At 70.5% G+C, this 16,591-nt stretch carries 20 protein-coding genes; 19 read left to right on the top strand and 1 reads right to left on the bottom strand.

The window, feature by feature from the left end; all coding sequences use genetic code 11:
- Positions 1 to 24: 24 nt before the first annotated feature.
- Positions 25 to 690, bottom strand: coding sequence for a nitroreductase (locus tag ABT288_RS12465; protein WP_351605781.1), 666 nt, complete (start codon positions 688 to 690; stop codon positions 25 to 27).
- 112 nt (positions 691 to 802) lie between these two features.
- On the opposite strand from ABT288_RS12465, the gene ABT288_RS12460 reads away from it, so the two are divergent.
- The 19 genes from ABT288_RS12460 (at position 803) to ABT288_RS12370 (ending at position 16,589) form a co-directional block, all read left to right on the top strand.
- A protein-coding gene (locus ABT288_RS12460) for an IS5 family transposase (protein WP_435856385.1) occupies positions 803 to 1,731 on the top strand; the annotation gives its coding sequence in 2 pieces (ribosomal slippage) (positions 803 to 1,177 and positions 1,180 to 1,731; 927 coding nt in all).
- 303 nt (positions 1,732 to 2,034) lie between these two features.
- Positions 2,035 to 2,298, top strand: a complete 264-nt coding sequence (locus ABT288_RS12455) for a hypothetical protein (RefSeq protein ID WP_351605778.1) — start codon at positions 2,035 to 2,037, stop codon at positions 2,296 to 2,298.
- Positions 2,299 to 2,461: 163 nt separating this feature from the next.
- Positions 2,462 to 2,902: a hypothetical protein gene (locus ABT288_RS12450; RefSeq protein ID WP_502972743.1), complete on the top strand. Its 441-nt coding sequence runs from the start codon at positions 2,462 to 2,464 to the stop codon at positions 2,900 to 2,902.
- A gap of 49 nt (positions 2,903 to 2,951) precedes the next feature.
- Positions 2,952 to 3,686: a glycosyltransferase family 2 protein gene (locus tag ABT288_RS12445; protein ID WP_351605944.1), complete on the top strand. Its 735-nt coding sequence runs from the start codon at positions 2,952 to 2,954 to the stop codon at positions 3,684 to 3,686.
- Positions 3,679 to 4,794 carry a hypothetical protein gene (locus tag ABT288_RS12440; RefSeq protein ID WP_351605775.1) on the top strand — a complete coding sequence of 372 codons (1,116 nt, stop codon included), beginning with the start codon at positions 3,679 to 3,681 and terminating at the stop codon, positions 4,792 to 4,794. Before ABT288_RS12445 ends, ABT288_RS12440 begins: the two co-directional genes overlap by 8 nt.
- 34 nt (positions 4,795 to 4,828) lie before the next feature.
- Positions 4,829 to 5,278: a hypothetical protein gene (locus ABT288_RS12435; RefSeq protein WP_351605772.1), complete on the top strand. Its 450-nt coding sequence runs from the start codon at positions 4,829 to 4,831 to the stop codon at positions 5,276 to 5,278.
- A complete protein-coding gene (locus ABT288_RS12430; RefSeq protein ID WP_351605770.1) occupies positions 5,275 to 5,619 on the top strand; it encodes a hypothetical protein in 345 nt (114 codons plus the stop codon). The genes ABT288_RS12435 and ABT288_RS12430 overlap by 4 nt, the downstream gene beginning before the upstream one ends.
- 88 nt (positions 5,620 to 5,707) lie before the next feature.
- The gene (locus ABT288_RS12425; RefSeq protein ID WP_351605767.1) at positions 5,708 to 6,811 is read left to right on the top strand and encodes a hypothetical protein; all 1,104 of its coding nucleotides are present in this window, start codon (positions 5,708 to 5,710) and stop codon (positions 6,809 to 6,811) included.
- A gap of 68 nt (positions 6,812 to 6,879) precedes the next feature.
- Positions 6,880 to 7,377, top strand: a complete 498-nt coding sequence (locus tag ABT288_RS12420) for a hypothetical protein (protein WP_351605764.1) — start codon at positions 6,880 to 6,882, stop codon at positions 7,375 to 7,377.
- A 1,328-nt stretch (positions 7,378 to 8,705) separates the two neighbouring features.
- Positions 8,706 to 9,146 (top strand): hypothetical protein, encoded by a 441-nt coding sequence (locus ABT288_RS12415; RefSeq protein WP_351605762.1) that lies wholly within the window; start codon positions 8,706 to 8,708, stop codon positions 9,144 to 9,146.
- A complete protein-coding gene (locus ABT288_RS12410; protein ID WP_351605759.1) occupies positions 9,143 to 9,922 on the top strand; it encodes a tetratricopeptide repeat protein in 780 nt (259 codons plus the stop codon). Before ABT288_RS12415 ends, ABT288_RS12410 begins: the two co-directional genes overlap by 4 nt.
- Positions 9,923 to 9,987: 65 nt before the next feature.
- Positions 9,988 to 10,773, top strand: coding sequence for a relaxase/mobilization nuclease (locus ABT288_RS12405; RefSeq protein ID WP_351605757.1), 786 nt, complete (start codon positions 9,988 to 9,990; stop codon positions 10,771 to 10,773).
- A 300-nt stretch (positions 10,774 to 11,073) separates the two neighbouring features.
- A complete protein-coding gene (locus ABT288_RS12400; protein WP_351605755.1) occupies positions 11,074 to 11,484 on the top strand; it encodes a hypothetical protein in 411 nt (136 codons plus the stop codon).
- Between the two features lie 27 nt (positions 11,485 to 11,511).
- The gene (locus ABT288_RS12395; protein WP_351605754.1) at positions 11,512 to 12,270 is read left to right on the top strand and encodes a hypothetical protein; all 759 of its coding nucleotides are present in this window, start codon (positions 11,512 to 11,514) and stop codon (positions 12,268 to 12,270) included.
- A gap of 550 nt (positions 12,271 to 12,820) precedes the next feature.
- Positions 12,821 to 13,204 carry a hypothetical protein gene (locus ABT288_RS12390; protein ID WP_351605753.1) on the top strand — a complete coding sequence of 128 codons (384 nt, stop codon included), beginning with the start codon at positions 12,821 to 12,823 and terminating at the stop codon, positions 13,202 to 13,204.
- Positions 13,201 to 13,998, top strand: a complete 798-nt coding sequence (locus ABT288_RS12385) for an SPDY domain-containing protein (protein WP_351605752.1) — start codon at positions 13,201 to 13,203, stop codon at positions 13,996 to 13,998. Before ABT288_RS12390 ends, ABT288_RS12385 begins: the two co-directional genes overlap by 4 nt.
- 25 nt (positions 13,999 to 14,023) lie before the next feature.
- Positions 14,024 to 14,374, top strand: a complete 351-nt coding sequence (locus tag ABT288_RS12380; RefSeq protein WP_351605750.1) for a hypothetical protein — start codon at positions 14,024 to 14,026, stop codon at positions 14,372 to 14,374.
- A complete protein-coding gene (locus ABT288_RS12375; protein WP_351605749.1) occupies positions 14,365 to 15,186 on the top strand; it encodes an SPDY domain-containing protein in 822 nt (273 codons plus the stop codon). The genes ABT288_RS12380 and ABT288_RS12375 overlap by 10 nt, the downstream gene beginning before the upstream one ends.
- Before the next feature lie 599 nt (positions 15,187 to 15,785).
- A complete protein-coding gene (locus tag ABT288_RS12370; protein WP_351605746.1) occupies positions 15,786 to 16,589 on the top strand; it encodes a DUF317 domain-containing protein in 804 nt (267 codons plus the stop codon).
- The last annotated feature ends 2 nt before the right edge of the window (positions 16,590 to 16,591 follow it).

Here is a 16,591-nt window from a genome sequence, read left to right as displayed (position 1 = left end):
CTGTCGATCTCGGCCGTCCAACTGTCACACCCCGATGAAGCTCACCGTTTCCGTCATGTCCGCCCGCCCGGTGCGCAGTTGCGGCACGCCCTCCTTCTCGAACCCCACTGAGACGCCGCAGAACAGCACGAGTCCGTCATCGGCTCCGACTGCCCGGCTGACAGTTTTCCGGTACACCGTCCACATCACCTGGGGGCAGCTGTGCAGCCCCTCGGCCCTCAACAACAGCATGACCGTCTGCAGATACATCCCCGCGTCAGCCCACTGTCCGGGCCCCATCGTCCGGTCGAGGTAGCAGAACAGGACGGCCGGCGCCCCGAACGCCTCCGAGTTCAAGGTGGCGATCTTCCTGGGCCGGTCTGGGTCGTCGCGCTCGATCCCCAGCGATTCGTACCGCTGGGCGGCAGCAGCAGCAAAGCGGTCCAGATACGGCGAGGCCAGCCCGTCCGGGTACATCGGGTACTCACGCTCGTCGCCGGGGTCCCCCGCCCGTGCCCTGGCTGTCGCGGTCCGCTTGAGTTCCGCCAAGGGTTCACCGGTCACGACGTACAAATGCCACGGCTGGAGGTTCCCGCTGGACGGAGCCCGCGTCGCTGCGGTCAGCACTCGTTCGAGTACCTCCTTGGGCACGGGCTCATCGCTGAACGCCCGCACGGCCCGGCGACTGTCCACGGCCTCATACACATCCACGTCTTCGCGTCCTCTCATTTAACCGGGTCCCTCCACCGTATTCAGCCGTCGTACCGAGCAACGCCGGAGGTTGGAAGACGTCCCGACGATCAGTCCAGTCGTTGATAGGACTGTGGGAGACAGGGGTGACTTGACGGATGCTCAGTGGGAGCGGCTGGAGCCGCTTCTACCGGTCAGCAATGGGCGTTGTGGCAGGTGGCGGGACCACCGCCAGGTCGTGAACGGGGTGCTGTACCGGATCCGCACGGGCGTGCACTGGCGCGATCTGCCGGAGCGATACGGACCATGGAAGACGGTGCACGAGCGGCATCGCCGCTGGTCGGCGGACGGAACGTGGGAGCGGCTGCTGCGGCGGATCCAGGCCGAGGCGGACGCGGCTGGCGAGATCGACTGGGACGTCTCGGTCGACTCGACGTCCGTGCGCGCACACCATCACGCCGCCGGCGCCCGGCACGCTCCGCCGCCCGCCATCAAAGGGGGCTCGGCCCAGGCGGTCAGAGCCGCTCGGGTTTGGGCGGAACTGGTCGACCGGCTGGCGGAGGTGGTGAGGGAGGTGAGGCGCTCGGCCGGTCGCGCGGCGGGTTCACCACCAAGATCCACCTGAGCGCGGACGGCCGCTGCCGGGTGCTTTCGCTGGTCATCACGCCCGGGCAGTGCGCCGACTGCACCCAGTTCGAGGCGGTCATGGACCGGATCTGCGTGCCGCGGCTGGCCTGCGGCAGGCCACGTACGAAGCCGGACAGCGTCAGTGCCGACAAGGGTTACAGCAACCGCCGCACTCGCCGCTACCTACGCAGACGCGGAATCCGGCACGTCATCCCGGAGAAGGCCGACCAGGCAGCCAACCGGGTCCGACGCGGCAGCTCCGGGGGCCGACCGCCCGGTTTCGACAAGGACCGCTACAAGAAGCGCAACACCGTCGAACGGGCGATCAACAAACTGAAGACCTTCCGCGCGGTTGCAACCAGGTTCGACAAGCGCGGCTACGTCTACCTCGGAACCGTTACCGCAGCCGCGCTCGTCATCTGGCTCCGCTCGTGATCGCCAGGACACGGCCTAGGAGCCGGTCCTGCGAGATCCCGACTTCGAGCTGTACGACAACGTCGGCCGCGACGCCGACCAGATCGCCGCCGCCCGCTACGGCATCGCCACCGACAACGACCTGCTTCGGTGGGCCAGGCGGGACGCCGAGCCGTTCCTGGCCCGGCACCCGCTGCCCGAGCAGCCGCTGCCGGCGCCCGACCTCGGCCCCTATCTCGATGCCCTCGCCGCCGCCGAGACCCCGCGCAGGCCAGTGCAGTCACTCAGCACCTGCTGGATGCCGCCGGCCCCGTGCTCGAAGCGGTGAGTGAGTACCTCGTGGCCGCCGCCAGGTGGCGGGGCCAGAACCGCGGAGCGGAGCTGGGCTCACCGCCCAACATGCTGATGAAAGCGGCCAGCGACACCTTGTCCGCACTGGCCCTCGGCCACCAAGCGGACCTGGCGATCCTGCGCGCCGAGTACGACCCGACACCGCCCCCGCCCGGCCCGCCCCAGGGTCGGACTGCACCCGGACTCCCGCCCACACCGCCCGGCACATCACCGACCGGCACTGCCCCGGGCCGCTGATCCCAAGCCCCGGAGGCTCCTTCTGTCGACACGTTCCTTCATCGCCCGCCCCACCACCAGCGGCTATGACGGCATCTACGTCCAGCTCGACGGCCAGCCGAGCGCGAAGTTGCCCCTGCTCCTCGCCGCCTTCAAATACCGCTTCAAAGGCGACGTCGAAGCCATGACCCAGCACCTTGTCGACGGCGTGGCCGTCGGCTGGGACGAGCTGGGCACCGACCTCCTCACCGGCGCGCCACCCGAGGTCGTCACGGCGCTGACCGGCGGCGAGCACTGGCCTAGCAGCACCCTCGACCACCTCATCACCCCCGACGGCTCCCCACCGGTCCGTATGACGGTCACGCAACAGACCGCCGCCGACCAGGACGTGCAGTGGGGCTATGTCCTGCGCCTCGAGGGCATCGAAGTGATCAGCGTGCCCCACGCCGACGCCGGTCCGGTCATCGGCTGGGACACCGACCCCCGCACCCGCTTCAGCGACCATCCAGCGCACTGGCCCGCGCCCACGCCCTCGCCGGCCACCACCTCCACGCGCACGGCCCGGCCCCCGCAGACCGCTCGGGCCGCGGCCCCGCCACGGCCCCGCACGGCCGCGCGCCGCTGAAGCACCCCCACCCCTGCACACCGGAGACCTCGCCCTGCCCACCCCCCTAATCACGGTCGTCATCGCCACCCGCCTGCGTGAGGACCGCCTCGGCTTCCTGACCGCCATGCACCGCAGTCTCTGTCGGCAGACCGTGCCCTGGGAGGCCGTCATCGCCCTGGACGGCGTCGGCCCCGAACGTCTGCCGGCAGCCCTGGCCAGCGATCCGCGCGTGCGCATCCTGGCTGTGCCGCGGCCCGTCGGCGCGGCCTGCGCCCGCAACCTCGCCCTCAACCTCGTCCGCACCCCGTACGTGAACTGGGCGGACGACGACGACCTGTTCCCGGACCACGCGATGGCCGCCCGACTCGGCGCCCTGGAGCAGGCAGGTGTTGGCTGGTGCGCCGGGTGGAGCGAGGACCTCCACCCCGACGGCACCACCACCCTCTGGCGGTGCCCGACACCGCCCGGCCGGCACGAGCCAGGGGACGTCTGGACGTACTGGCGCTCACCGGCCGACACCATCCCCATCGGACCGACCACCATCCTGGCCCGCACCGAGCTGGTGCGCGCGGCCCCGATGGGCGGCCTCGTCCAAGGCGAGGACTACATGACGGCCATCGGCATCACCAGCCTCACGCCCGGAATCCTGCTGCCGCTGCCCGTCTACCGCTACCGCAAGCACCCCGGGCAGATGACCGCGCAGCCCGGTTACGGCCAGCTGGAGACGGCTGCCCGCGAGCACGCCTGGCAGTACGGCCGCAGCCTGCACTCGCTCCTGCACCGTGAGGCCCTGAGTGGCTGACGCGCAGATCACCCTCGCCTACAGCCGCAATACTGGCGTGGTCGCCATGGCGACCGGCGAGCAGTACAAGTCCGCGGAAGGCGTGCTGAAAGATGCCGGATTCCGCCGGAGCGAGGCCGGTGTGTACCGCGTGCCCCACGCGGACGCGGAGGAGGCGGCGGCCAGAGGCGCCCTGGCCCACCTGGCCCAGAGTGCCGAGGCGCGCGGGATACAGGTGACGGCCAGCAGCCAGCGCTTCATCGGTGATGTCGCCCGGGACATCGCCCGCCTCCTTCCCGGCCGGTGGTACACGCAGGTCGAGATCTACTCCCACCCGGTGTGGCAGGAAGACCTCGTGCCCTACCTGTGGGACAGCGGCGAACTCGCCCGAGCCGTACGGACCCACCGCATCCCCTACGCCGCCACCCTCACCGACCCGGTCTCGGGCACGACCTTGCTCCTCGTCGAACGCCCCGGCCATCAACCGGACTACCTCGTCGGCGCGTTCGCACCCGAGCCGTTCGGTGAGGGGTTCGACGATCCGCACGCTCCTCGCAGCGTCACCTTGCCGCCGTTCCCTGGCCGTGCCGCGCAGGTGATCGCCCAGCGGTACCTGCCCGCCTACGACCGCGCCGTCCACGAGCGCCGGATCGCGCACGTGGCCGAGGCCCTCGATCTCATCCAGTCGGAGTGGGACTCCTGGGCGCAATTGCGGATCGCCACCGAGCCCGGCGGGGCGTTGGGGGCCGAACCCCCGGTGTTCACCACGGCGGCCGGCGGCTTCCTGGACAAGGCGTGGCGGGAGTTCCTCACCGTCCTGGACCACGCCCCGGCGCTGCTCGACCAGTGCCGTCCCGCGACCAGCCTGTGGCCGCAGGACGCCGAGGTGCTCGACCAGCTCGCCGCCGCGCTCCTCACCGCGCAGGAGGTACGCGAGGACCTGAGCAGCGGCGTTCCTCTGGCTCGCGCCGAGCACCACGCGCAGACCGGGCCAGCCATCGAGACCTGGCTCGCCCACAGCCGCCGGTTTCTCCGCCAGGCCCGCGCTGCCTCCCCCCGCCCACGCCCCACTGCCGTCCTTCCTCAGCCGCCCCGCCGACTCCCACCAGGCCAGGCACGCCACCGCTGACGGCACCCGATTCTTAAAAGGAGACCCGACCTTCTTGGACCCTGGTACTCACTTCGCCTTCGGCACTCATCCCCAGCACGGCTTCGTCGCCTCCTTCACCGCCACGATGCCCGCGCACCTGGCCCACTGGTTCCTCACCCGAGAGCAGTTCGAGCCCATCCCTGAGCGTCCCGGGCTCTTCCGCCTCACCGAGCCCGACCGTGACGGTCCGCGCCGCACCCGCCAAGCCGTCCGCGACCTGCGGGCCCAGGGCTACTCGGTGTCCGCCGACATGGGCCTGGACCCGGACACACCGGCCACTGCACCGCGCCCTGCCCGGCGCCTCGCTGTCTCGAATCGTCGCGCCCGCACTGCTCAGGCCGCGGCCATGCGCTCCCCCCAACGCCGTGTAGCGCCGACCATCACCGCACCGGCCGCGCGACCGATCCCGCCGAAGCCCACCTACGCCCCGACCGTTCACCTGCCGACTGGACGCTCCCGATGACACCCGACGGTGAGACGATCCGCATCACCCGCGGGCGGGGTGGCGAGGTCGAAGTCACCGGAACGATCGACGCGTTCGCCCGGGACATCCTGATCCGAGCCGGGTTCCTCTTCTTGCCGGCCCTGCGCGGACACTGGATACGGCTGCCGTTCGACCTGGGCCAGGGCTGGGAGAACGAGCACGCGGCCTGGGCGGCGGACATGCTCACCGCCGCCCGCTACCCCGTGCACCTCGACCCCGGCCTTCGTCCTCACCCACCCGGCCAGGAGGTTCCGGCCACGCCAGCACGGCCACCGGCCATGACCGCCCAAGCGCCGCCCAGCCGGCCACCCCGCCGCTGAAACCGTCCGCCAGGAGAACCCGATCTCTGACACCACCACGCCCAGCGCGGCGAAGCTCGCCGAGCGGGCACGCGGTTTCCGGCTGCGGATGGCGGTCATCGACCGTGAGACCGAGACCGCACTGGATGCCACCCGGGACCGCTACGGCCGCACGGTCCACCACGGCGCCTCGGCAGCTGCCCGAGGCCGCCGCACCCAAGCCGCCCTCGCCACCTACGCCACCCACCTCGCCGAGCAGGGCCACCAGCTGCTCCACGCTGCCCGCAGTAGCCTCGACCAACTGCCCTCGGCCCCCCACACTGCGGCCTGGCGTGACCTGCTCGATGCCCTCGCCGCCTCCCACAGCGAGATCACTCGCGTGCTGGACCATCCCGCCGCACCGGGATCGGCCGACGAACACGAGCAGCACACGGCCGTGTGGCCGCACCTGGCCTTCTGGGCCGATTACGGCTCCGTCGCAGCCGACCTCGCCGACCAGCACCATCAGCCCGGCCCCCAACTGTCCGCCGAGGACAAGCACCTGTGGACCGAGAAGGCCCGCGCTGCCCGACGGCGGGGCGAGCTGGACCCGATCGAGTCCTGGTACGCGGCCGACGGTCGCCTTGTCACCCTCGCCTATCTGGTTGAGGACGACGCCTCCACCGTCATCGCCCTGGCGGGCGACCTTGATACGGCGGGCTGGGAGGTGATCGGGCGCTACGAACACGAATCGGCCGCCGGCCAGGCCCTGCCTCGCGCAGTCCCTCCGGGAGTCTTGCGGCCGGACGCCGCGTCCCGCTTCAACCGGCCCGAGCCCACGCCCGAGCGGCCTGTACGGGAGCTGCTTCAGGAGGTCATCGAGGCCCGCACCGCCGGCGAGGTTTCCGAGGCTCTGCTCACCGCCTCGCAGCAAGGCTATGAAGCCGGTCCCCTGGTTCGGCTGGAGCGCCTCCTCGATACCGCGGCCAGCTTCTCTTACGCCCTGGACACCGTCCGCGGGCAGCAGATCGGCGCCCGACTCGACGCCCTTGGTCGGCAACTCGCCTTCCTCACCCGCGAAGTCCACGACGCGGCCGACGATCTCGCCGCCACGGTCGGCGTGCTGCCGCCGTACCGCACCCCGGTGCCGCCGCGGATACGGCCCCGCCCCGCCCTGAGCACCACACCGCCCACACCGCCGCCCCGTAGCACGGCCGCCGCCCGCCGAGCGTAGGACCGCCTGCGGACTCGGCGGACCCCTTCCACCTTCACTCACAACGACCCGTTCAAGGAGATCGATCTATGGCTGTCCGCACGAAGTGGACCGTCGAGCACGCCTGCGGCCACGAAGTCGTCCATGATCTGTCCGACCGCGCCGCCGACCGGCGGGCTGGGTTCGCCCGCTGGCTCGGCGAACGGGACTGCACCGACTGCTGGAAGGCCGCTCGCAGCAACGACACCGCCTCCAAGGAGGAATGGCTCGCCGCCAAGCGGGCCACCGAACAGCAGGCCGCCGCCGAGTGGGCCAAGAGGTTCGACATGCCGCCGCTGGAAGGCCCCGAGAAGGCCCTCGACTGGGGCGAGCGCTCTCGTCATCAGCTGATGACCGCTGCGCACACCGCGCTCGTGGTCGAAGGCACCTGGGACGAGGCTGACTGGGCAGAGCTGGAGGAGAAGGCCCGCACCATCACCCGGGCCGGCTGGTGGATCGACCAGCGCGACACAGACGGCGCCGACCTGCTCGAACTCCTCGACGCCGCGACGGAAAACGATCGCGGAACGGAGAACCCCTTCCGCTGACCCCCCACTCCGGGATGCCCGGCCGGTGCGGATTTGAGCGACCCTCACCCGAATGGCTGATCAACTTTGACGGAGAGGCGCTGGGCGACTGTCGGCACCCGGCACATCAGACCGCCGACTTGAGCAGGGGTTCAACCTGCGGGAAGAGGGTCCCGGTAGACGCGCTGCCGGTGAAACGCCTACGCACCAGCGCCTCACAAATACCTCACGGCCGGGACAGCCGACTTTCCAACCCAGCCACCCAAACGGGTGACGCCTCAAATAATCCCGCCGAGATTTCGATCGACAGAAGCACAACGAAACCCCAGAACGAAGATTTGCGATCAGATTCGACGCCAAGTGAAATCTCATCGAACCGGGATCACCGAAAAGCCAACCGGAAACAAATTCGCGGATCGCTGGCGAAATCAATTTCAGTGGTAGAGTCTTAAGCGTCATCCACAACGACGACGGGGCCTGCCTAGCCCTCCAAGCATCGACAGACCCCGTCCGGGTCGGCGTGGACGACGCGGGAGCCCGCCGCACGCGGCGGGCTCCCGGCAATACATCCTGGCCAAGCCCGCTACAACCCGATCACGTGGGCGATTTCCACGATGACCCGGCCGAGCCGCGCTACGAGTTCCGCCGTCTCCAGCCATCGGTTCCGGCGTGCCCACAGGCGACGCCAGAACGAGGGCCGCTCCGGCTCCTCAAGCGCATCTTGACCAGCACTCTCCACGTCCTTCACCCCCTTCCCGATGCGAGTCTCCCCCGGAAAAGGTGGGCAGGCTTAACGTACCACCCGCGACAGGGGCCATCTCGCCACCCGGCGAGGAATGACGCGTATAACTTGCCACACCCCCGCCGGTGGGTAAATTAGCGAATACCGTCCTCCCGACATCGAAAACAATGCCAGCTTTGGGCCGGATGGAAATCCGCAGGTCACGCGCCCTTTTCTGCACGCCTTAAGCGTCAAGCGTCGATCCGAACGAACGAGTCCCGCCATAGCTCGCCACGCCAACAAGGACGATGTGACGTGCGCCACAGGGAGTGACTGTGTGGGTTCACTGCGCCGGGGTGCGCCGCGATCAGCAGCTCGCCGAGACATCAGCCGGCATGTACGCGTGAGGACTACGGACAGGTTCTCGGGGCGGACAGCGACCGTCACGATGCAGGCGACTCCGGCCTGCTCAGCTCCACAGACGCCGCGTTGCCGCAGAACCGGGGGACGGACAACCGGTTCAGTCGAACCGTGCGGAACATAGCCGCAGATCGCCGGTTAACCAAACCGGCGATCCTGCGGACCATTGATCCTCCCGCCGCCACACGCACAGCGTGGAAGGATCCGCATGCTCCCACCGTCCTGGACCCCGCCGTCCACCCCGGCCTTCGCACCGACACCCGATCCCCTCACCCCCTGTCGGGACATCACCCATGGGCACTTCGAGGCCGGCGACCAAGTCGTGGTCATCAAGGGTGTGGCGGGGGGCGAGCTGTGGGGGGATGCGATGCAGGTCGTCGCCCCGTCCTGGCACACCCCGACCGACGAGGACGGCTGGCGGCTGCGCGACCCCAACGGCGGAGCGCAGACATTCATCACCGCGCACCCGCGCTACCTCGTGCACCTCTCGCGCCACTGCCCGGACTGCATGATCTACCTGCGGGCCATGGGAGATCACCTGCTGCCGAAGTACGCCGGCCACCCCGACGCGGTCATCGACTGCGGCTGGTACACCACCACGGCGCTCGGCCAGCTCGTCCACATCGCCGATGCCCGGGGCAGCCGGTGAGCCTTCCTGGCCGCCGCCCCGGCCGCGCCCTGGCCCTAGCGCGGGCACGGACCCGGGCCACCAAGGACACCTCGTTCCCTTTCTGGCCAGCCCGCCTGGCAGCCGTTCTGCGTGAACTCGACGCCGACTGGAGGGAGTCAGCCGCAGTCTGCGCCGACGTTGCCTGGGCCGCCCGCGCCGCCGGCAACAGCGTCCGCGGTCTGTGGCATCCCGACCACGCCACCACCGCCGACCCCGACCCGGTCAGCGTCCGCACCTTCCGCCACCTGGAACTGAGCACCCTTCGGTATGACTTCCGCTGCGCCACGCTCCAGCAGCTCATCGATCGGCTCTCGCAAGAGGAGCGGTCGCAGCTGGACTGCTACAGCCAGGCCCTGTACGCCTTTGCCCTGCTTGGCCAGTCCCGCCCCGAAGCTCTGCCTCTGATGGACGAGGTCCTCGACGAGGCCGGTGATCACACCAAGACGTTGCACGTCCTCATGCACGGCCTGTGGCTCGGCCAGGACCTTCCCCACGGCGCGGAGCGTCTCCTGGCTCTGAGCACCCGGCCGCCCTTCGACGTCTGCACGGACCCCATCGCCCTGTTCCGCAAGGCCGGCGCCTTGCGCAGACTCGGCCGGTACGACGCCTCCATCGCGGCGATCGACCAGGCCCTGGACCTGCTCCCGCCAGGAGACGCCTTGGTCCACGCCGACCTCGTACGCGAACGCACCCTGACCGCTGTGGCCAGGGATCTGCATCATCACATCCGACTCACCGGAGCCGCTCAGACGTGATTTCCCGCCTGAACGAACCCTGCGACGCTCCGCACGGCCCGCTCAGCGAAGCCCTGAGACGCGCGGTGACTGCAGAGGAGGACCTGTCGGAACACACCGTGGTCGCCTACTGGGCGGGCCTGGAATGGTCCGCCCAGGGCGACCAGCGCTCGGGGTGGTCCGCCGTCCAGTGGGCCGAGCACCTCGAAGAACCTGTGTTCCGCCACCCTTTCGCCGCCGGACCCCGCGGCAACGGGAGGGCCATCACGCACATCGACGTCCGACTCCACCCCGACGACCGTGAGCTGAACGGGGCGGAGTGGGCGGAGGTCGCTCACCGTCTCGCTCGCGCGGCTGGCATCCAGAACCCCGGCGAGTTGACCGGCTGCCGATGGATCGCCGTCCACGCCCAGTCCGGACGCCTGGACTTGATTGCCAACCTCATCCGGGAGGACGGCACCTGGCAGCATCAGCCCGCCGACCTGCTGCGACGGCTGGCCTCTGAGGCCCGCCACATCGAGCAGGACCTGCACCTCACCGCCATCACCCCCGCACCCGACGACCGGCACGTGGCCAGGGCCGTACCGACCGCGTCCGCTCAGCTCGCCACCGTCCTCGCCCATCTCGCCGACGAGCAGTCCGGTCCGCTGGCCGCCGTGCGCGGCCTCATCGAGCACACCGCGCACCGCGCCTCTCTCCTGCCCTGCACCGGTCCCGACACCGCGCACCAGCTGGAGCTGATCGCCCGCCGCCTCTACGGCATCCAGCAGGACCTCGATGACGCCGTCGCCCGTCTGACCAGCCGCTCCAAACGGTCGCCCGCAGCACCAGTGGTACCGGCCCCACGGAGCCGTACCCGGCACTCACCCTAGGAGAAACGCTTCCCTTGCCTCCGGCCGACCGCTACCTGACCATCCGCCGCGACCCGCACTCCGAGGAGGTCCTTGCCCGCGGCGGCGATCGGGAAGCCCACAGTGTCCTTCAACGGGCGGGCTTCGTGCCCATCCACCGCCTTCACGAGACCTACCACCGCACTCCCACCGGCATGACGCAGGACGAGGAGAGCCGCCTGGCCACCGAAGCGGTGGCCCGGCTGCGGGCGGTCGGCTACCACGTCGACTGCGATCCGGCCTTCGAGACCGACCGCCGACCCGTTCAGTACCAGACACTGGGTGCCTCGGTGGCCCAGCTCGCCCGACCTCATCCGGCAGGCGACCACCACCGACGAGGTCGCCGAGGTCCTGACGGAGCTGACTGCCCCCTGCGATGGCGTCCTCGACGCCGTCAGTGAAATCCTCGCTGCCGCAGCCGAGTTCCACGACGGCCTTGGCGCATCGGCTGCCCCGTACACCGCGCAGCGGCTGCGCTATCTCGCCGAGGAACGCCTGGGCGTCATCCGCACCGACCTCGTGCACACCCGCAATGACCTCGCCGACCGGCACGCCCCGCACCCCGGCCGCGCCGCGTGCACCCAAGAGGTCCCGGCCGATGAACGCGAACGGTCCGCCGTGTGCGCCTGCCCGCCTCCACCGCGCGCCCTCTCGGTTCCCCCGCCGCCCGTGGCCGCCGGACCGCGCCGCTGACACCACCCCCTCCCCGCCAAGGACTCCATGCACAACCACGAAGACTCCGAGCGCCTCGCCTCCTTCGCCGACATCCTCGCCGGCGAACTCCCCGGCGCCTGGAGCAGCACCCACCACCCCGCCAATGACCAGGACTCTGTCGCCGAACTGGCCGACCGCATCTGGGACCTGGACCTCGTCGCCGAATCCCTCGCCGAACACCCGCTGCGGCAGGCGGCCGTCCTGTCCCGTCCGGACGGCGCCCAGCTCCTCATCCTCGACCGGCACGACGAGCGCAACGGCTTCCTCATCGCCGCCGTCGCACCCCGCAGCCTGCCCGACGAGGCGTACCGCGGCGTGCCCGAGCCCAACGGCATCGCGGTGACCGACGATCCCTTCCTCGCCGCAGAACAGGTCTCCAGTGACCTGCTCGCCCGCTACGAAACCGCCCTGGCCCGGGTCCGCCACAACGCCCTGGACAACATCGTGCCCTCGCAGCCGGACCGGGTCGTGCTGACCTGGCAGTTGGACGGCAGCCTCGCCGCCGCCCCCGTCGGGGAAACAGCCGCGAAGGTGCTGGTCGCCAACGGCTTCGTCAAGGACGAGCAGACCGGCGTGTACCGGCTTGCCAGCGACGACTCCTACGAGCAGGCGCGTGCCGTCCGCACAACCGGCCAGCAGCTGCGCGCCCACGGCATCGGCACTGGGCTCCAGCACCCCTCGGGCCGGATCGCCCCCACCGCCACGGCGCCGGTAGCCCCGCCGGTCCCTGGCGCGTCGCGGGCGTCGGCAACCCGGACTCGATGAGGGACGTCGAACCCCACTTCGAGGTCCTGGAGTACGTCACGATCGCCAAGGAGGCGCGCAACGGGCTGGTCGTCGCGCACCTCGACGGCGCCGAGTAGCAGCACCCAGCGATCCCAACACTGCTGCTGGCCGGATACACGGTCAATTGCACACCCGAGGTGTTCGAAGAGGCCGCCTACCAGCAGGCCGTGCACGACCTACGATCCGCCGCCTCCCTCCAGACCACCCACTCCCCGGCCCTCCCGCCATCTCCCGGCGGGCCGCGCCCACCCGACGTACTCCGTAACGCGGCGGGCCCCAGCCGGGGCCCGCCCCCACCCCAAACCGAAACCACCACTCGGAGAAGCCCGTAACTCCCCGCACACCACCGCCGATGAGCCGGCGCCTCAGCCCCCGCCTGGCGACCGCAGTGTTCCGCCGCTACCTGCGCACCTGCATCCCAGCAGGTCCCGACCGCACCTGCCTCCTGGCCGGAGCACGCCCCGAGGCCGCCCTCAGTGAAGCCCGCCGGATCACCCGCCCGTAATCCCGCTCTACCGCCTGGAGGAGCATGCCGCACCCGCCCCAGAACACCGCCCGACTGACCGCCGAGATCACCCAGCGGCTCGCGCACCTCTCCCACGATCTGCACCAGCTGCCCGCCGACGAGGCCGTCCAGGTCATCGCGCGCATCCTCAACCCGGACGACGGCATCCTCGGCGCTTTCACCCAGCTCGTAGAAGCCGGCTCTCGCCTTGCCCAGCACCAGGCCGAACGCGGTGCGCTGCCGGCAGAAGTGTGGCTGTCCCTGGGCCGGGCCGCGAACGAGCTGCACAGCATCGGCCTGGACCTGGACGACCACAAGGACACCCTCGTCCAGTTCGGCACACAGGCGGGCATGGCAGCGAGCAAGCCCCCTGCCCCCGCCCCGCTGGTCGCCCGGCGGCGCCGGTGAGGAAAACCCAGTGGCAGGGCTGGGGAGCGGGCGAGCAGGCCGAGCAGCACTACCTCGTCGAACCTCGGGCGCTGGCCGGCGGTGGGGACATCCGTCACGTCTCGGAGTTCCTACGCGCCTCCGGCTGGCAGGACAAGTCCAAAAAAGGCGGCCCTCTGGTCATGGAGAGCCCCGACCGTGCGGTCCGTCTCTCCTACGACCCCTACACCCAGCCCGGCGGCTGGACCATCCGCAGTGCGGAACACGGCCACCAGGCCGAGTGGTGGGCGGTGATCGGCCGGCAGGCGCCGGTGGAGATCGTCGCGGGACTGACCGACGCTCTCACCCGCAACCGCTCCGCGCACGCCCCCAACGTGTGGGCGCCCCTACAAGAGCAGCACTGGCACACGCAGTTCGAGGGCCGGCACTACACAGCGACCAGCCCGGACGGTTCGGCGTGGATGCACTTCCGTCAGGACGATAACGGAAATGCCCTGTGGTGGTCGGGCGCGAGGGACGAGCGCGGCAACGGCTGGACCGCCCAGTTCTCTCCCAGCACTCCCATGCACCTCGTTGAAGCCTTCTCGGCCGCGCTGGCCTCTCCCGAGCCGGTGATGCGCCCACGCGGACGCGTCCCACACAGCACGAAGATCCGGACCACCTCCGTGTCCGTCCTGCCCTCCCAGCTCAGCGCCTGGCAGCAGGCCCGCATCGCCGCAGCCCGCGCCGCCACCTGGGCCCGCAACTCCGTCAGAAGCCCACGCCCTCGCACCACAGCACGTCCTCGCACCACCGCCGGCAGCTCCCACCGCTGACCGACCCCCGTCCCCTAGGAGACCTGTGCCCGTAGTAACCGCGGACGATGTCCGCACCGCCACCGACACCCTGTCCCGACTCACCGAGTACCTGCGCGACGCTCCCGATCCCGGCCAGGCACTCACCCTGATGGAGCCCCTGCTCGATGAGTACACGGGCCTGCCCATCCAGCTCGGGGACACCCTGCGTGCCTTCGCCCGCGCCGTCCTCGACCACCCGGAAACTCCCCACGGCCCGGCCCTGCACACCCTGGTCGCCGAGCTGCGCACCGCCGCGTGGCAGCAGACCGATCAGTACGACCTGCACTACACCTTGGACGAGCTGCGGTCCCTGCTGGCCGCGGCGCCCGGGCCGGAGCGCTGCTCGTGCCGTTGAGCGAACGGCAGCTCGCGGCCTTCTCCGATAAGCACGCCTGGCAAATCCCGTTCGACACCACGCCGCGCCACCTCGCCGGCCCCGGTGACGCCCGCCACGTCACCCATGGCCTGGCCGCCGCCGGATGGACGCATACGTCCGATCCGCTGAGTCCCGAGATCGTCTTGCACAGCCCCGATCACCGGCACACCCTCCGGTTCGACCCGCAGTCCGCCACCTGGGCCTGGTGGCGGCTGCGGGCCGAGCCCACCGGCACCGAGCCAGGCTGGTACGCAGAATTCGGCGAACTCGTGCCCGCCGAGATCATCGGCCACCTGGCCGACGCCCTGATCGGCCCCGTACCCGTCGATCAGACGGATGTGCTCCAGGTGCTGCGTGAGGCGAGCTGGGCCACCGGCGAGCAGGGCACAGCTCACTCACCTGATGGCATGTGCCGACTGAAGCCGCGATACCTCGACGGCCACGCCGCCCCGTCGTGGCGGGTTGAGACCCGCGAGCACGGACACGGCGGCTATGACGGGCCGCTGATCTGGTACGCCTCGTTCGACAGCCACACCCCGAGCCATCTGGTCAACGCCTTCGTCACCGCCCTCGCCGACCCCACTCCGCTCCAGCGCGCCATGGGCGACCGCACCGCCCACTACACCGCCGTAAAGAGCCCCAGCCCGCTGCGGCCGGAGCAGATCGTCAAGGCACACACGGACCGCCTCAAGACGATCCGGGCCACGGTCCGCGCCTCCCACCGACAGAACAGCAAGCCCAGCACGTCCCCGGCGACGCCCACCGCCGCGCGTCCCGCCGCCCGCCGCTGACCCTGTGAAAGGACACCTCCTATCTCCCACCCGCACGCTCAGCGCGAGTTCCTGGACCACCTCGACGGCTACATACGCGAAGCCAAGAAGATCCTCGACGCCTGGAACGTCTACTCCGACGAACACACCGACCTCGACGGCTGGCCGTACGACGACCACACCTACGGGCTGCGCCAGCAACAGCGCGATGCCGACACCGCCGCATCGTTCGAGAACCTGCGGGCAGGCGCCCGGCAGCTGCTGGACACCGCCGACGCGCAACTGCCCCTCGTTCCCGCCGGCACCGCCCAGACCCGCTGGATCTACCAGCTCGGCGTCCTGCGCGACGCGCTGGAACGCCTCGACACGCTGCACGAGGAATGGCTCCGTACCCGAGAGAGTCTCCCGGCCGACGCCAAGCCGGGTACGGACACCTTCGACGCCGCCCTTGCCGAGCACCACGCCGAGTGCTGGAGCTATCTCGACGACTGGGCCACCCACGGTCACGTCATCCGTGAAATCAACAGCGCTGCCCGGCACGCGCCGTCCCCGCTGGCTCCGCCGCCGACCACGCGACCAACCCCGGCAGCCGGCCGGACCACCCTGGCCCGGAGGTAGCGGTGCACGAGCACTCCGAGCCGGTCGACATTGACTTCATCGCGCCGCGACACCTGGCCGGCGGTGGTGACCCGGCCTGGATCACCGTGCCCCTGCACCGCGCCTGCGGCTGGAGCCACGGCCACGACCCCCTGATGCCGCGCGTCATCCTCTCCAGTCCCGACCAGAGGGCTCTTCTTCGGCTGGAGCCGGATCCGGACGGCCAGTGGTGGACGCTCCAGCACGCGCCCACCGAGGACCGACCCGCCTGGTACGCGAGCTTCAGCGCCCGCACCCCCGTCGAGATCATCGCCAGCTTCACAGACGCGCTCACTGATCCCACCACCGACCCGGCCAAGCCCCACGACCCCCTGGCGCCGCTCCTGGGGGCGGGGTGGTCGCCGGCCTACAACCTCCACCGGCTCACCTCTCCCGACGGCACCGTTCGCGTCGACGTCCACGGCACGACAGGGACCTGGTGGATCGGCGCCGGCCTCGATGCCGCCCGGCCCCTGGTGTGGCAGGCCCGCTTCGGCGAGCACACACCCGAGCATCTGATCGCCGCATTCACCGCCGCGCTCACCGACCCGCATCCAGTGGCGCGCACCGGCACAGTGCTCAGCCTCCCGACCCTCGACCCGGATCTCGTCACCCACACCCGTCAGGAAGTACCGGCCCAGCAGGTCGCCTCCGCGCTGGAGGACCGCGTCCGCCAACTCGCCGCCCGTCACGCGACCCCGGCAGCACCACCCGTCATCCCCCCCACGCCCGTCCGCCGGTCCCGGCCGCACCCGCTGACTCCCTTGTCCCCGCACCGAAGCACGTAGCC

Origin of the sequence: Streptomyces sp. NPDC001093 (assembly GCF_040298985.1) — a bacterium.
Lineage (GTDB): Bacteria > Actinomycetota > Actinomycetes > Streptomycetales > Streptomycetaceae > Streptomyces.
Note: the sequence above shows the minus strand (reverse complement) of the source record. Positions and strands in the feature narration are given on the sequence as shown.

Excerpts from the sequence above, each read along its gene's own strand:
- ABT288_RS12450 (WP_502972743.1), top strand. The coding sequence starts at position 2,462 with ATGACCCAGCACCTTGTCGACGGCGTGGCCGTCGGCTGGGACGAGCTG.
- ABT288_RS12430 (WP_351605770.1), top strand. The coding sequence starts at position 5,275 with ATGACACCCGACGGTGAGACGATCCGCATCACCCGCGGGCGGGGTGGC.
- ABT288_RS12425 (WP_351605767.1), top strand. The coding sequence starts at position 5,708 with ATGGCGGTCATCGACCGTGAGACCGAGACCGCACTGGATGCCACCCGG.
- ABT288_RS12420 (WP_351605764.1), top strand. The coding sequence starts at position 6,880 with ATGGCTGTCCGCACGAAGTGGACCGTCGAGCACGCCTGCGGCCACGAA.
- ABT288_RS12415 (WP_351605762.1), top strand. The coding sequence starts at position 8,706 with ATGCTCCCACCGTCCTGGACCCCGCCGTCCACCCCGGCCTTCGCACCG.
- ABT288_RS12395 (WP_351605754.1), top strand. The coding sequence starts at position 11,512 with ATGCACAACCACGAAGACTCCGAGCGCCTCGCCTCCTTCGCCGACATC.
- ABT288_RS12390 (WP_351605753.1), top strand. The coding sequence starts at position 12,821 with ATGCCGCACCCGCCCCAGAACACCGCCCGACTGACCGCCGAGATCACC.